16 protein-coding genes are annotated in these 12,709 nt (G+C 64.1%); 11 read left to right on the top strand and 5 right to left on the bottom strand.

The genetic code is table 11. From position 1 onward, the window contains the following. Positions 1-51: 51 nt before the first annotated feature. Both AKN83_RS17135 and AKN83_RS17130 read left to right on the top strand, forming a co-directional pair. Positions 52-1,026, top strand: a complete 975-nt coding sequence (locus AKN83_RS17135) for a helix-turn-helix domain-containing protein (protein ID WP_050405340.1) — start codon at positions 52-54, stop codon at positions 1,024-1,026. A 29-nt stretch (positions 1,027-1,055) separates the two neighbouring features. Next, positions 1,056-1,460, top strand: coding sequence for a YkvA family protein (locus tag AKN83_RS17130; protein ID WP_050405247.1), 405 nt, complete (start codon positions 1,056-1,058; stop codon positions 1,458-1,460). Here the strand turns inward: AKN83_RS17130 and AKN83_RS17125 are convergent. Beyond that, complete coding sequence (locus tag AKN83_RS17125) at positions 1,457-2,821, bottom strand: histidine kinase (protein ID WP_050405246.1); 1,365 nt, start codon at positions 2,819-2,821, stop codon at positions 1,457-1,459. The two genes, AKN83_RS17130 and AKN83_RS17125, sit on opposite strands and share 4 nt — an antisense overlap. Positions 2,822-3,001: 180 nt before the next feature. On the opposite strand from AKN83_RS17125, the gene AKN83_RS17120 reads away from it, so the two are divergent. Both AKN83_RS17120 and fghA read left to right on the top strand, forming a co-directional pair. Beyond that, on the top strand, positions 3,002-3,622 hold the full coding sequence (locus AKN83_RS17120) for a response regulator transcription factor (RefSeq protein ID WP_050405245.1): 621 nt from the start codon (positions 3,002-3,004) through the stop codon (positions 3,620-3,622). Between the two features lie 30 nt (positions 3,623-3,652). Further along, on the top strand, positions 3,653-4,492 hold the full coding sequence (gene fghA, locus AKN83_RS17115) for an S-formylglutathione hydrolase (protein WP_050405244.1): 840 nt from the start codon (positions 3,653-3,655) through the stop codon (positions 4,490-4,492). Positions 4,493-4,640: 148 nt separating this feature from the next. Here fghA and AKN83_RS17110 read toward each other — a convergent pair whose 3' ends face one another. Continuing rightward, positions 4,641-5,156, bottom strand: coding sequence for a DUF3280 domain-containing protein (locus AKN83_RS17110; RefSeq protein ID WP_244522005.1), 516 nt, complete (start codon positions 5,154-5,156; stop codon positions 4,641-4,643). A 136-nt stretch (positions 5,157-5,292) separates the two neighbouring features. Here AKN83_RS17110 and AKN83_RS17105 point away from each other — a divergent pair, with 136 nt between their 5' ends. The 6 genes from AKN83_RS17105 (at position 5,293) to AKN83_RS17080 (ending at position 10,121) form a co-directional block, all read left to right on the top strand. Next, complete coding sequence (locus AKN83_RS17105) at positions 5,293-6,474, top strand: ABC transporter substrate-binding protein (protein ID WP_050405243.1); 1,182 nt, start codon at positions 5,293-5,295, stop codon at positions 6,472-6,474. 5 nt (positions 6,475-6,479) lie between these two features. Further along, positions 6,480-7,457, top strand: a complete 978-nt coding sequence (locus AKN83_RS17100) for a YVTN family beta-propeller repeat protein (RefSeq protein ID WP_050405242.1) — start codon at positions 6,480-6,482, stop codon at positions 7,455-7,457. Beyond that, positions 7,454-8,269 carry an ABC transporter ATP-binding protein gene (locus AKN83_RS17095; protein WP_157113424.1) on the top strand — a complete coding sequence of 272 codons (816 nt, stop codon included), beginning with the start codon at positions 7,454-7,456 and terminating at the stop codon, positions 8,267-8,269. Before AKN83_RS17100 ends, AKN83_RS17095 begins: the two co-directional genes overlap by 4 nt. Further along, on the top strand, positions 8,266-9,114 hold the full coding sequence (locus tag AKN83_RS17090; RefSeq protein ID WP_050405241.1) for an ABC transporter permease: 849 nt from the start codon (positions 8,266-8,268) through the stop codon (positions 9,112-9,114). The genes AKN83_RS17095 and AKN83_RS17090 overlap by 4 nt, the downstream gene beginning before the upstream one ends. Beyond that, a complete protein-coding gene (locus AKN83_RS17085; protein ID WP_244522004.1) occupies positions 9,111-9,728 on the top strand; it encodes a hypothetical protein in 618 nt (205 codons plus the stop codon). Before AKN83_RS17090 ends, AKN83_RS17085 begins: the two co-directional genes overlap by 4 nt. 99 nt (positions 9,729-9,827) lie before the next feature. Further along, positions 9,828-10,121 (top strand): copper-binding protein, encoded by a 294-nt coding sequence (locus tag AKN83_RS17080; protein ID WP_050405240.1) that lies wholly within the window; start codon positions 9,828-9,830, stop codon positions 10,119-10,121. 36 nt (positions 10,122-10,157) lie between these two features. On the opposite strand, the gene AKN83_RS17075 is transcribed toward AKN83_RS17080, so the two are convergent. The 3 genes from AKN83_RS17075 to AKN83_RS40575 are packed head-to-tail and all read right to left on the bottom strand — an operon-like array spanning position 10,158 to position 11,874. Then, complete coding sequence (locus AKN83_RS17075; RefSeq protein ID WP_050405239.1) at positions 10,158-10,712, bottom strand: PQQ-dependent catabolism-associated CXXCW motif protein; 555 nt, start codon at positions 10,710-10,712, stop codon at positions 10,158-10,160. After that, complete coding sequence (locus tag AKN83_RS17070) at positions 10,709-11,590, bottom strand: substrate-binding domain-containing protein (protein ID WP_050405238.1); 882 nt, start codon at positions 11,588-11,590, stop codon at positions 10,709-10,711. The genes AKN83_RS17075 and AKN83_RS17070 overlap by 4 nt, the downstream gene beginning before the upstream one ends. After that, positions 11,590-11,874, bottom strand: coding sequence for a hypothetical protein (locus tag AKN83_RS40575; RefSeq protein ID WP_172803549.1), 285 nt, complete (start codon positions 11,872-11,874; stop codon positions 11,590-11,592). Before AKN83_RS40575 ends, AKN83_RS17070 begins: the two co-directional genes overlap by 1 nt. Between AKN83_RS40575 and AKN83_RS17065 the strand changes: the two genes are divergently transcribed. Continuing rightward, positions 11,794-12,684 (top strand): quinoprotein relay system zinc metallohydrolase 2, encoded by an 891-nt coding sequence (locus AKN83_RS17065; RefSeq protein WP_430641565.1) that lies wholly within the window; start codon positions 11,794-11,796, stop codon positions 12,682-12,684. The two genes, AKN83_RS40575 and AKN83_RS17065, sit on opposite strands and share 81 nt — an antisense overlap. Positions 12,685-12,709: the final 25 nt, after the last annotated feature.

The following is a 12,709-nucleotide window of genomic DNA, read 5'->3' as shown; positions in this document are numbered from 1 at the left end:
AATTAGGCGCGGTGGGCAGTCACGTTGGGGATCGAATCGGTGGCTGGAAAGATGACCGACACAGTCCATTCACTCAGCACGAACGGATTGACACCCAAACGGCAGATCCAGCGCTGGTCGGACGCGCTCACTGACCTTTGCGGTCAGTTCGACGTCGATGCGCTGGAAGGATCCTCGCTCGAGGGCCGGATCAATTTCACCACCGTATCGCGGCTGAAGCTGTGCCAGATCGAGGCAAGTCAGCATCGCATCGCGCATACCGTCTCGCGCATCAGGCTCAGCGAACACCCCTACATCAAGATCGTGTTCCAAACGCACGGTGTCTCGCATTTCGAGCAGGACGGTCTGCACTTCGACATCATGCCGGGCGACTGCTTCGCCTACGACGTGTCGTGTCCGCATACGATCATCAGCCCGTCCCTGACGCGTCATGAGGTTGTTATCGTTCCGAAGGACCTGCTCAAGGAGCGCGGCTTCCAGCTCTCCAAGATGGCGCCATGCAAGCTCTCGGCACGCAACGGCACCGGCCGCATCGCCTATGATTTCGTCCATGCCGCGTTCGGCGAGGCGCCGACGCTGACCCCGGTCAATGCCGTCGGCGTGGCCGACGCGCTGATCGACCTGCTCTTGCTGCCGCTGCGCGAGACCGGCGCGATGTTCGACCGCGGCAGCGCCGAGGCGACCTATGTGCGGGCCCAGGGCTTCATCCGCGAGCATCTGCGCGATCCGGATCTCTGCATCGACCGCATTTCCGCGGCGCTCGGCTGCTCGAAGCGTTATCTGCACATGCTGTTCAGCGATCGCGGCATGACGGTCAGCGACTACATCTGGAAGGCCCGGCTGCAGAACTGCCGGCAGGAGCTGGAATCCCAGAACGGCAAGACCATCACGGACGTCGCTTTCTCCTGGGGCTTCTCGAGTTCATCGCATTTCAGCCGCGTATTCCGGAAGTATTTTGGCATCGCGCCCTCCTCCGTGCACAGGGGTCTGCACGGTGGCATGCCGGTCGATGTGGTACTGGAATAGCGCTTCGCCTGGCGTGCAGGCGCCACGCCATGCTCTCCGCCATCAAGCTTTCCTCGATCAAAGGCTGGGCGCGCAACCTCAAGCGCGACAGCGTTGCGCTGTATCTCGCGGCGCGTGATCCGCGCGTACCGTGGTACGCAAAGGCCCTCGCCGTCGCCATCGCGGCCTATGCGCTGTCGCCGATCGACCTGATCCCGGATTTCATCCCGGTCATCGGCTATCTCGACGATCTGATGCTGCTGCCGCTCGGCATCTGGCTTGCGATCTCGCTTGTTCCGGACGAGGTGATGACCGAATGCCGCGCCAATGCCAACGCTCTATTGCAGCGCCCGACCAGCCGAGCGGGCCTGATCGCGATCATCGTGCTCTGGATCGCCGGCGCGCTCGTGCTGGTATGGACCGTCTTCGCATACTGGCCACGTACCGCGCGCTAAACCAGCGCGGCCGTTGGCACCAGTGCCTCGACCGTCACGCCGTCATCGCTGGAATTGATCTTGAGCGCGCCTCCGAGCGCGAGGATCCGCTCCTGCATGCCGGTCAAACCGCGGCCGAGCCGGTGATCCCTGAGCAGGCCGCGGCCGTTGTCGCGGACCCGCACCAGCGCGCAGCCGCGGCTGCCGCGCATACCGGCCTGCCGTTCCGCAGGCTCGATCGTGATGTCGACCGCTGTCGCGCCGGCGTGGCGGAACACGTTGGTGAGCGCTTCCTGGACGATGCGATAGATCGTCAGATCGGCCATCTCGCCGGTCTCGCCGAGATCAGGCGATATACGGCTTTCGATCTCCACCTCCGGATGCGTCTCACTCCACATCCGCACCAGCGCGCCGAGCGCTTCGGCGAGCCCGAGCTCGGCCAGACCGACCGGCCGCAGTCGCTCCAGAATGCGGCGGGTGAACTGCTGGAGCGCGTTGACCTGCTCGAGGATTGCGTTGCCGTGCTTGCGCAGTGCAGAGGGATCGGGCTTCTCGACCTCCGACAGCCGGGTCAGCGCGCCGGCATGCGCGCGCAGCGCGAACAGATAGGGCCCGAACTCATCGTGCAATTCGCGCGCGATCTCCTTGCGTTCGGAATCCTGCAGCGAGACCGCACGCTCGGCGAGCTGCCGCTTGCTGTCCACGGCCTCGCCAAGGGTCGTCGCGAGATGGTTCAGTTTGGCACAGATCGCGGCCAATTCGGGCGATCCGCCGGGCTCGACGCGTGCATCGTAGTCCCCGGCCTCGATGCTGGTCATGACCTGCGACAGCGCTTCCAGCGGTGCAAGTGCGCGGCCGACCACCAACATGGTGACCAGCAGCAGGGCCACCGCGATCGCAGAGCCGATCTCGAGCTGGGTGACGATGCCGTCCCAGATCTCGGCGATTTCGTCGTCCGGATGCGAGGTGATGACAAGCGATTGCGGCTTGCCGTGGACCGAGACCGGCACCCGCACCGAGGTCTGTTCGGGATGGACGAGTGCGACGAACCACTCCGGCGCGGCGCGCGGTTCACTGGTATCCTGCGGGCGCTCGGGGGATCTTGCGGTCGCGTCATCATGCCGCGTGATGCTGACATGACGCAGTCGGCTCAGGTCCTGCACGATCTGATCGAGCCGCGCATCGGGATCGGGCGCTTCGTCGAGACCGGCCACCATCGTCGCGACAAACTCGCGCGCCAGCCGGATCACGCTCTGGTCCTCGGCCTGGACGCGCGGCCCCGCTTCGAGCACGAGGCGCGCAATATTGATGCCGAGCCCAAGCGCCAGAATCAACGCCAGCAGCAGGTTGATCCGTGCGCGCAAGGATAGCTTTTGCCACATGACGTTGCCCCCGACCGCGATCCCTCCTCCGAGAGGATCGTTGACAGCCAAATTTGCCCGGCTATCTAATCGCACCCTATCGCAATCCCGTGCGAGGTGCACAAGCGGTCGGAACCGAGGTGTCTTCGTGCAAATCGATGTGACGATGAGCTCGTCGAAGCAGGTCGCCGGAACAACGCCATGCGCATTCTGATCGTTGATGATCATCCCATCGTTGCTTCCGGGTGTCGCACCGTGTTCGCCGACGATCCCGAGATCACCCTGCTGGAAGCCGCGGATGCCGAGAGCGGCGAGCGGGCGTTCGTCGCGGAGAAGCCCGATCTCTGCGTGATCGACATCAACTTGCCGACCGTGTCCGGCTTCGAGTTGGCGCGCCGCATCCTGACGCACGATGCATCCGCGCGTCTCATCATGTTCAGCATGAACGACGACCCGGTGTTCGCCGCCCGCGCCATCGACATCGGCGCCAAGGGTTACGTCTCGAAGACCGGCGATCCCAACGATCTGGTGGAGGCGGTGCGCGAGGTCGGCAAAGGTGGCGTCTATCTGCCGCCGGCGATCGCACGCAATGTCGCCTTCGCGCGGCCAGGCTTTGCGCAGAATCCGCTTTCCAGGCTCACGTCGCGCGAGATGGAGATCCTGCGCCTGCTCAGTTCCGGCAAGAGCCTGTCGGAGATCGCCTGGCTGGTGCATTCGTCATACAAGACGGTCGCGAACACGTCATCGATCATGCGCCAGAAGCTTGGCGTACGCACCTCGGCAGAGCTGGTGCGCCTCGCGATCGAGAGCGGCGTCGCCTGACGTCGCACTCCAATACAGAGGAATGCAACAATGCAGACGGTTTCCCAGAACAAGTCGCATGGCGGCACGCAAGGCGTTTATCGGCATCCAAGCCGCGAGACCAAGACGGACATGACCTTCTCGGTATTCGTCCCCGACCATGCGGCCGGCGCCAAGCTGCCCGTCGTCACCTATCTGTCGGGGCTGACCTGCACGCACGCCAATGTCACCGAGAAAGGTGAATTCCGGCAGGCATGCGCCGAGCTCGGCCTGATCTTCGTCGCGCCGGACACCAGCCCGCGCGGCGAAGGCGTTCCCGGCGATCCCGCCAATTCCTACGATTTTGGCCTCGGCGCCGGCTTCTACGTCGATGCGACCGAGCAGCCGTTCGCGACCAATTACCGGATGTGGAGCTATGTCACCGAGGAATTACCAAAACTGCTCGCCGCGCAATTCCCGGTCGATATGACGCGGCAATCGATTCTCGGTCACTCCATGGGCGGCCATGGCGCGCTGACGGTGGCGCTGCGCCATCCCGATCGGTATCGCGCGGCGAGCGCGTTTGCGCCAATCGTGGCGCCATCGCAGGTGCCGTGGGGCAACAAGGCACTGGGCGGCTATCTCGGCGGCAACAAGCAGGCCTGGCGCAAGCATGATGCGGTTGCGCTGATCGAAGATGGCGCGCGCTTTTCCGATCTGCTGGTCGATTACGGCGATGCCGACGGATTCCTCAGCGAACAGCTGCGGCCCGAGCTCCTGAAGGCCGCCTGCGACAAGGCCAACATTCCCCTGACCCTGCGGCGTCAACCCGGCTACGACCACAGCTATTACTTCATCTCGACCTTCATGGCCGATCATCTGCGCTGGCACGCCGCGCGGCTGAATGCGTGATGCTTTCCCGTGCCAAGGCGGCATGACACCAAAATATCGAAAACAACCCCATGCACAGTAGCCGGCGGCGGTCAACCAGAAGTGTTGACACGTCAGGCAACTCAGGGTTATTATTCTAATATTCCGAAATCATCCGGGCACCCGCCGCTCATCGTGCCTGCGGCACGCCGTAATTCGGCGCGAGCAGGCGGTTGCGCACGAGGTAGTCGGTGGCGCGCGACCAGGATTCGTCGGTGTTGCCGCGCATATCGGCGCTCGCCGCCGCCACCAACTGCCCGCTATGCACATCGCGCAGGTAGAGATTGATGTTGAGGATCAGGTTGGAGACCTTCTGCACCACGCCGGTCATCACGAGATCGGCGCCGAGCTCGCCGGCCAGCTTGACGTCGCAGCCACCGCAGGCCTGAAGATTGCTGCCGTGCGCCGCAGCATTGACGGGCGCGATATCGAGCACGCGGAACTTGCCGGAATCTGCAAGCTCCTTGCGCACCTGATTGCCGGTCCGGAGCAGTCGCGCCTGTTCGTCGGCCCGCGGTCCGTCCACCTCCCCTTGAAGGCTGGTGTCGATCATCTCGAGGTCGAACACCGCGAGCTTGGGCGGTTCGGCGTGTGCCAGCGCAGACATCAGCAGCAAAGAGATGACGAAGGCGAACACTGATCTCATGATTGTGAACCAGTCGAATTTGTAATCTCGCAACGACAAAAAGCGGGGTTGCAAGCCAGGCTAATTCCGGCATCTTGCATGTCAACGCATGGCCCGACAACGCCATGCTCGATGAAGAATGACTGCGGGAGGAGTTATGTTCCGACGGCTGATCGGCACGATCGCGCTCAGCATGGTGGCGACCGGAGCGCTGGCGGCTGATCCCGTCGAGATCCATATCGGCTATCTCGGCCATGTCGGGGTCAAATCGACGCTCTCGCTGGTCGAGCAACCGGCCGACAATGACGGCATCGCCGGTGCGCGCCTTGCGATCGAAGATAACAACACGACCGGGAAATTCCTCAACCAGCGCTTCGTGCTCGACGACGTGAAGGTCAAGGACAACGACGATGTCGCCAAGGTCGCGACCGATCTCGCCGGCCGCAACGATTATATCATCACCGACCTCCCCGCCGATGCCCTGCTCAAGGTCGCCGACGCGCTGCGCGACCGCGGCACCGTGCTGCTCAATGCGGGCGCGATCGACGATCGGCTGCGCGAGCAGGACTGCCGCGCCAATGTCATCCATGTCGCACCGACCCGCTCGATGCTGGCGGACGCGCTGGGCCAATACCTGGTGTGGAAGCAATGGAAGCGCTGGCTGCTGGTGACCGGCTCGCACGATCAGGACAAGCTCTACGCCGACGCGCTGCGCCGCGCCGCCACGCGCTTCGGCGCCAAGATCGTTCAGGAACGGACATTCGAGGACACCGGCGGCGCGCGCCGCACCGACTCTGGCGTGACGCTGATCCAGCGACAGATGCCAGTATTCACGCAGCAGGCGCCGGCCTATGACGTGCTGGTCGCCGCAGACGAGAGCCAGGTGTTCGCGAACTACCTGCCTTACCGGACCTGGGACCCGCGCCCTGTGGCGGGCTCGGCCGGCCTGGTGCCGACCAGCTGGGACGCCGCGCATGATCAATGGGGCGCGGTCCAGATCCAGAACCGCTTCGTCAAGCTGAACATGCGCCGCATGACGGCGCTCGACATGCAGGCCTGGACCGCTGCGCGCATGATCGGGGAAGCCACGTCCCGCACCAATTCGGGGGATCCCGGGAAGGTCATCGCCTTCCTCAAGGGCAAGAATTTCTCGATCGCCGCCTTCAAGGGCACGCGATTGACCCTGCGAGACTGGAATCTGCAGCTTCGCCAGCCGATCCTGCTGGCCGATGGTCGTATGGTCGTTTCGGTCTCGCCGCAGGAAGGTTTCCTGCATCAGGTCTCCGAGCTCGACACCCTCGGAGTTGACCGGCCTGAAACGAAGTGCAAGCTGCAGTGAGGGAGATGAAGCACATGTGGCGCCGCTGCCTGTTGACCGGGATGCTCGTTTGGCTTGCCGCGACACCGGCGTCCGCCTTCGTTGCCTACGTCTCCAACGAGAAAGGCAACACCGTCACGGTGATCGACACCAACAGCTGGACGGTGACCAAAACCATCAAGGTCGGCCAGCGGCCGCGCGGCATCGAGTTCTCGCGCGACGGCAAGTTCGTGATGGTCGCTGTCGGCGACGACGACACGATCCAGGTGATCGATACCAAGACCCAGGAGATCGTCGACACCCTGCCCTCCGGCCCCGACCCGGAATTGTTCACCCAGGATGCCGCCGGCAAGACCATGTATGTCGCCAACGAGAACGACAACACGGTCACCGTGATCGATCTGGAGAAGCGCGCCCGGCTCGGCGACATCCAGGTCGGCGTCGAGCCCGAGGGCATGACGATCAGCCCGGACGGCAAGATCCTGATCAACACGTCCGAAACCACCAACATGGCGCATTTCATCGACACCACGACGCGCCAGATCGTCGCCAATGTGCTGGTCGATTCACGGCCGCGCTTTGCCCAGTTCAAGCGCGACGGCTCCGAACTGTGGGTCTCTTCCGAGATCGGTGGCACGGTGTCGATCATCGATCCGGTCAAGCGCGAGGTGACCGGCAAGATCACCTTCGACATCCCGGGGCTGCGCAACGAGGCGATCCAGCCCGTCGGCATCGGCATGACCAAGGACGGCAAGACCGCGTTCGTTGCGCTCGGCCCTGCCAACCGCGTCGCGGTGGTCGACGGCACGACCCACAAGGTGCTCAAATATCTCCTCGTCGGCCAGCGCGTCTGGCACATGGATTTCACCCCGGACGAGAAATATCTGATGGTCACCAACGGCGTCTCCAACGATGTCTCGGTGATCGACGTCGCATCCCAGAAGGTGATCAAGACCATTCAGGTCGGCGAACTGCCCTGGGGGATCACGATCGCGCAGCCATGACCGCAACCGACGCCCATATCGCGAGCCAGCCCTCGCCGGATGCAAGCCCCGTAGCGGTCGTGCAGCCGGCGCTGTCGATCGGCAATGTCAGCCACAGCTACGGCCCGCGGCGCGCCCTGATCGACGTCAATTTCACGGTTGAGCCTGCGAGCTTCACCGCGTTGCTGGGTCTCAATGGCGCCGGCAAGAGCACGTTGTTTTCGCTGGTGACGCGACTGTTCGGCATCCAGAACGGCCAGATCAAGATCTTCGGGCATGACATCAGCCGGACGCCGGGCGAGGCGCTGCGATTGATGGGTGTCGTGTTCCAGCCGCGCACGCTCGACCTCGATCTGTCGCTGACGCAGAACCTGCTCTATCACGCCGCGTTGCACGGCATCTCGCGGCGCGAGGCGCGGCTGCGCAGCGCCGAGGTGCTCGGCCGCATCGGGCTCGCCGACCGCGCGGCCAGCAAGGTGCGCGACCTCTCGGGCGGCCAGATGCGGCGGCTCGAGATCGCCCGCGCGCTGCTGCACCGTCCCAGGCTGCTGCTGCTCGACGAGGCCACCGTCGGCCTCGACGTCAAGGCGCGCGCCGACATTCTCGATCATGTCCGGCAACTCGTTGCTGAACAGGGCATCGGCGTGCTCTGGGCGACGCATCTGTTCGACGAGATCATGCCGGGCGACGACCTGGTCGTGCTGCATCAGGGCCGGATGCTGGCGCACGGGCCGATGTCGCGCGTGATCGCCGACGCCGGCGCCCAGGACGTCAACACCGCCTTCATGCGCGTGACCGGAACGGCAACCCTCACCGGAAAAGCGCCAACATGAGCAGCACGACGGTCACGCCTGAGCGAAGCGGCTTCTCGGTGTCGGAATACATCGTCTGCCTGAACGGCATCGTCTGGCGCGAGGCGCTGCGCTTCCTGCACCAGCGCGAGCGCTTCGTCTCGGCGCTGGTCAGGCCGCTGGTCTGGCTGTTCATCTTCGCGGCCGGCTTCCGTCAGGTGCTCGGCATCTCGATCATCCCGCCCTATGAGACCTACATCCTCTACGAGGTCTATATCGCGCCCGGTCTGATGGCGATGATCCAGCTGTTCAACGGCATGCAGTCCTCGCTGTCGATGGTCTATGACCGCGAGATGGGTAACATGCGCACGCTGCTGGTCAGCCCGCTGCCGCGCGGCTATCTGCTGTTCTGCAAGTTGCTCGCCGGTACTGCGGTGTCGCTGCTGCAGGTCTACGCCTTCCTGCTGATTGCATGGTTCTGGGACATCACGCCGCCGACCATCGGCTACCTCACCGTGCTGCCAGCGCTGGTGCTGTCGGGCCTGATGCTCGGCGCACTGGGCATGCTGATCTCGGCCAGCATCAAGCAGCTGGAGAATTTTGCCGGGGTGATGAACTTTGTCATCTTCCCGATGTTCTTCGCATCGTCAGCCCTCTACCCGCTCTGGCGCGTGCAGGAAGGCAGCCCGATGCTGTATTATGTTTGCCAGTGCAATCCGTTCACGCATGCGGTGGAGCTGATCCGGTTTGCGCTGTACGGCAAGATGAACTGGGTTTCGCTTGCGGTGGTCGGCGGCTGCACGGTGGTGTTCATGATCGGCGCGATCCTGGCCTACGATCCGTCGCGCGGTCTGGTGCGCCGCGGACCCGGCGGAGGCGAGGCATGACGGGCTTTCGGCCAGCCCTCGGCGCGCTGCTTGCGATGGTTGTGTCGAACCAGGTCGCGTTCGCCGCCGACCCGCGTTACCCGGACTGGCCCTGCCAACAAGCCAAGGTACCCGAGATCTCGCTCGCCGCGGTCTGGGCCGGGCCGCCGCTCGGCGATGCCGAGACCAAATGGCGGGACAATCCGAAGATCAGCCAACTTGCGACCAAGCTCGCGGCGCGCCGCGTTCCGCTCGAGGATGCACAGAAGGAGATCACCGAGTTCCTGTCGGCCGCCGCAGCCGACAAGGCCAATGCGGGAAAGCTGCTGTTCGCCGGGCTGTTCGATACGCTCAACGGCCAGCGGGCCTCGGTCATGAACGGGCTGGAGCGCGTGATGCGCAAGCAGCGCGAGGCCGCGGAAAAGATCCGCGACGACACGATCAAGCTGCAAGCGCTGCAGGACGCCACGCCGCCGGACCAGGCCAAGGTCGACGAGCTCGGCAATCAGCTGGTCTGGGAGACCCGGATATTCGAGGACCGCGGACGCGTGGTGAAATTCGTCTGCGAGGTCCCGACCATCATCGACCAGCGGCTGTTCGCGTTGAGCCGCACCATCCAGCAGGAGCTGGATTAGGTCTGCGGCTGATCGTCCCGGCGATCATCAACAGGCCGCCGGAACAAACTGCCCCGCCCGCTCGTTGTCTCCAACTATATCTGAAGTTGGGAGACCTCGATGAGAGCAGCCAAGATCGTCATGACCAGCCTCGCCGCCGCGAGCCTGATCACCACAGCGGCTTTGGCCCAGCAATCCATGTCGGGAATGGTCACCAAGATTGACCGACTGAGTGGAACCATCTCGATCCAGCAGACGCAGAGCGGCACCGTTGGCGCTGCCGGCGGCGCGATTCAGGAATACAAGGTGCCCAAGGGACAGTCGCTGGAGGAGCTTCACGCTGGTGACAAGGTAACGTTCACCACCGCGGACGGCGACGGCAAGACCATCAACAAGCTCGACAAGCAGAAGTAGTTCGCTGGAGCGCTTCGCAGCCGTGTGAGGACGGGCTCACCGCTCGCCCTCGCGCGGCTCGGGCTCCGCATCCGCCAGCGGCAGATTGGCGCGTTCCCACCCGTCGGTTCCTTCCGGATACCACGCCACATTGCGGTAGCCGTACGACAGCACGCGCTTGGCCGCGTTCCACGACATCCAGCAATTCTCCTGGCAGTAGATCACCAGCAACCGGGTCTGATCGTCGCCGGAGGCGCGGGCCAGCCCGCGTCGCAGATAGTCCTCGGTCGATGCGGCGAGCTTGCCGTAGCCGGTGTCGGGCAGCCAGATGCTGCCGGGAATGTCGCGATGCGGCCGCTCGCGCCATACCGTGCCGGCCGGCAGATTGGGCTTCGGCGCGCGCGGCAGCACGTCGACGAAGGCGCCGGACTTGTCCCGCCAGATCGCTTCCGCTTCCGCGGTCGCGAGCACCCGCGCACCGGCAAGCGTGATCGGCACTGGCGCGCGATAATCCTCGGTTCGGTAACCGTCGGGCTCTGCAGGATGGTCCTGCGCGCAGACAGGCGAAGCGGCGAGCAATATCACCGCAAGCATGGCCGCGAGCCTGGTCATGGCGATTTGGTCGCGGTCTCCGGCCCGATCGGACGGTCGTTCTCGTCGAGCAGCGGAACGCCGAAGTCGAGCAGAATCTTGTTGATCGCCGGCTGGTTCTCCTGGATCAGGCGATTGAGCTGCCGCTTCCAGTTCTGGTCGGACGCCCGCACGCCCATGCCGATGCGATAGACCAGCTTGGGTCCTGTGGTCTCCTTGAGCAGCGGCGTGACATGCAGCGGCGGGTTCGCCCTCTTGGCGTAGAAACCGGCCATCGGCCCCCACAGGATGCCGGCGTCGATCTCGCCCTTTTCGAGGTCGTTCATCATCGCCTCGGCCGAGGAATCGTAGCGCGTGTCGATCATCAGCGGATAAGGCTTCGCATTGGTCATCAGGCCGTTGATGGCCATGTTCGTCGCCGGCGGCGTTCCGGCGACGATGCCGATATGCTTGCCCTTCAGCCGCTCATCCTCGAGCGTCGTGACCTCATCCAATCCACTGCCCCGCTTGGCGACGATTGCATAGGCCGTGCGGTAATACGGATTGGTCCCCTGCGCGAGGTCGTCACCTTGTGGAAAGCCCATGATCACGTCGCAGCGATGCGAGCCGAGCGTGACCCGCACGAAGCCCGTCGCCTGCGGGAAATACATGTAATCGAGCCTCTTCTGCAGCTTCTCGGCGAACAGCTCGCCGATCTTGTTTTCAAAGCCCTCGCCCTTGTCATTCGAGAACGGCAGGTTGCGCGGATCGGCGCAGATGCGCAGCACCTTGGGATCGACCAGCTCGATGGAGAGTTCGCCCTGCTCGCTGACCTGCGCACGTGCGACGTCGCGGCCGGCGAGACAGACGATGAAGCCGGCAAGCGCGAGCAGAACAGGACGGCATCCGATAACTCTCATTACGCGATCTCCTCTTGATCGGGCAGATTGCCGCCATCCACCAATTGCCCGACGCACCATGACGTGCAACAGGGATAATGATCGCGACGGTGCCGCGTTGCTTGTTGCAGCGCAAACGGGAGCGCGGCGACATCGATCGCGCGTCCCGGAGAAACTGAGGCGGAAACATGGCTCATGGCGGTTCGGTGCTTGCGCTGCTCCTGATGCTTTGGGCGCCGACCATAGCGCGGGCTCAACAGGCGGAATTGCCTGTGAGCGAAGTCGCCCCCGGAATATTCGTTCACATCGGGGCGACCTCCTTGATGACACGCGACAACGAAGGCGCCATCGCCAATGTCGGCTTCGTGGTCGGCGACAGCGCCATTGCCGTCATCGACACCGGCGGCAGCGCCCGCGAAGGGCGGCAATTGCTCGCCGCGGTGCGCAGCCATAGCGACAAGCCGATCCGCTACGTCATCAACACCCACGCGCATCCGGACCATAGCTTCGGCAACGCGGCCTTCGTGGCCGACGAGACCAGCTTCGTCGGCCACAAGGCCCTGCCGCAAGCGCTCGCGGCACGCGGGCAATTCTATCTCGACGGCTTTCGCCGGACCATGGGCGATGCGTTGATCGACGAAGTAAAGATCATTCCGCCGACCGTGCTGGTCGCGGACACGCTGAAGCTCGACCTCGGCGGACGGACCCTCACTTTGAAGGCATGGCCACCCGCGCACAGCGACAACGACCTCACGGTGTTCGATGAACGCACCGGCACCCTGTTCGCCGGCGATCTGGTGTTCCTCGACCATATTCCGGTGATCGACGGCAGCCTCAAGGGCTGGCTGCACGCGCTCGACGGCCTCCAGGCTATTCCCGCCGAGCGCGTGGTTCCCGGTCACGGACCCGTGAGTGCGTGGCCTGCAGCGCTGGCCGACGAGCGGCGTTATCTTCAGACGCTTGCCTCGGACGTCCGCGCGCTGATTGCAGGCGGCAAACCGATCACGGCTGCGGCGGCGCACGCCGCGGCGGCCGAGCGGTCACGCTGGCAATTGTTCGACGATTACAACGCGCGCAACGCAACTGCAGCATTCTCGGAAATTGAATGGGAGTAGCTGTTCGTCCTATAGTGACGTGGCT

It is taken from the genome of Bradyrhizobium embrapense (genome assembly GCF_001189235.2).
Taxonomy (GTDB): domain Bacteria; phylum Pseudomonadota; class Alphaproteobacteria; order Rhizobiales; family Xanthobacteraceae; genus Bradyrhizobium; species Bradyrhizobium embrapense.
The sequence above is the reverse complement of the archived record's forward strand: the minus strand, read 5'-3'. Positions and strand labels throughout refer to the sequence as shown.

Coding starts and splice junctions, on each gene's coding strand:
- fghA (WP_050405244.1), top strand. CDS start 3,653: ATGCAGACGGTTTCCCAGAACAAGTCGCATGGCGGCACGCAAGGCGTT.
- AKN83_RS17095 (WP_157113424.1), top strand. CDS start 7,454: ATGACCGCAACCGACGCCCATATCGCGAGCCAGCCCTCGCCGGATGCA.
- AKN83_RS17135 (WP_050405340.1), top strand. CDS start 52: ATGACCGACACAGTCCATTCACTCAGCACGAACGGATTGACACCCAAA.
- AKN83_RS17085 (WP_244522004.1), top strand. CDS start 9,111: ATGACGGGCTTTCGGCCAGCCCTCGGCGCGCTGCTTGCGATGGTTGTG.
- AKN83_RS17080 (WP_050405240.1), top strand. CDS start 9,828: ATGAGAGCAGCCAAGATCGTCATGACCAGCCTCGCCGCCGCGAGCCTG.
- AKN83_RS17100 (WP_050405242.1), top strand. CDS start 6,480: ATGAAGCACATGTGGCGCCGCTGCCTGTTGACCGGGATGCTCGTTTGG.
- AKN83_RS17075 (WP_050405239.1), bottom strand. CDS start 10,712: ATGACCAGGCTCGCGGCCATGCTTGCGGTGATATTGCTCGCCGCTTCG.
- AKN83_RS17070 (WP_050405238.1), bottom strand. CDS start 11,590: ATGAGAGTTATCGGATGCCGTCCTGTTCTGCTCGCGCTTGCCGGCTTC.
- AKN83_RS17090 (WP_050405241.1), top strand. CDS start 8,266: ATGAGCAGCACGACGGTCACGCCTGAGCGAAGCGGCTTCTCGGTGTCG.
- AKN83_RS17130 (WP_050405247.1), top strand. CDS start 1,056: ATGCTCTCCGCCATCAAGCTTTCCTCGATCAAAGGCTGGGCGCGCAAC.
- AKN83_RS17120 (WP_050405245.1), top strand. CDS start 3,002: ATGCGCATTCTGATCGTTGATGATCATCCCATCGTTGCTTCCGGGTGT.
- AKN83_RS17125 (WP_050405246.1), bottom strand. CDS start 2,821: ATGTGGCAAAAGCTATCCTTGCGCGCACGGATCAACCTGCTGCTGGCG.
- AKN83_RS17105 (WP_050405243.1), top strand. CDS start 5,293: ATGTTCCGACGGCTGATCGGCACGATCGCGCTCAGCATGGTGGCGACC.
- AKN83_RS17110 (WP_244522005.1), bottom strand. CDS start 5,156: ATGAGATCAGTGTTCGCCTTCGTCATCTCTTTGCTGCTGATGTCTGCG.
- AKN83_RS17065 (WP_430641565.1), top strand. CDS start 11,794: ATGCTTTGGGCGCCGACCATAGCGCGGGCTCAACAGGCGGAATTGCCT.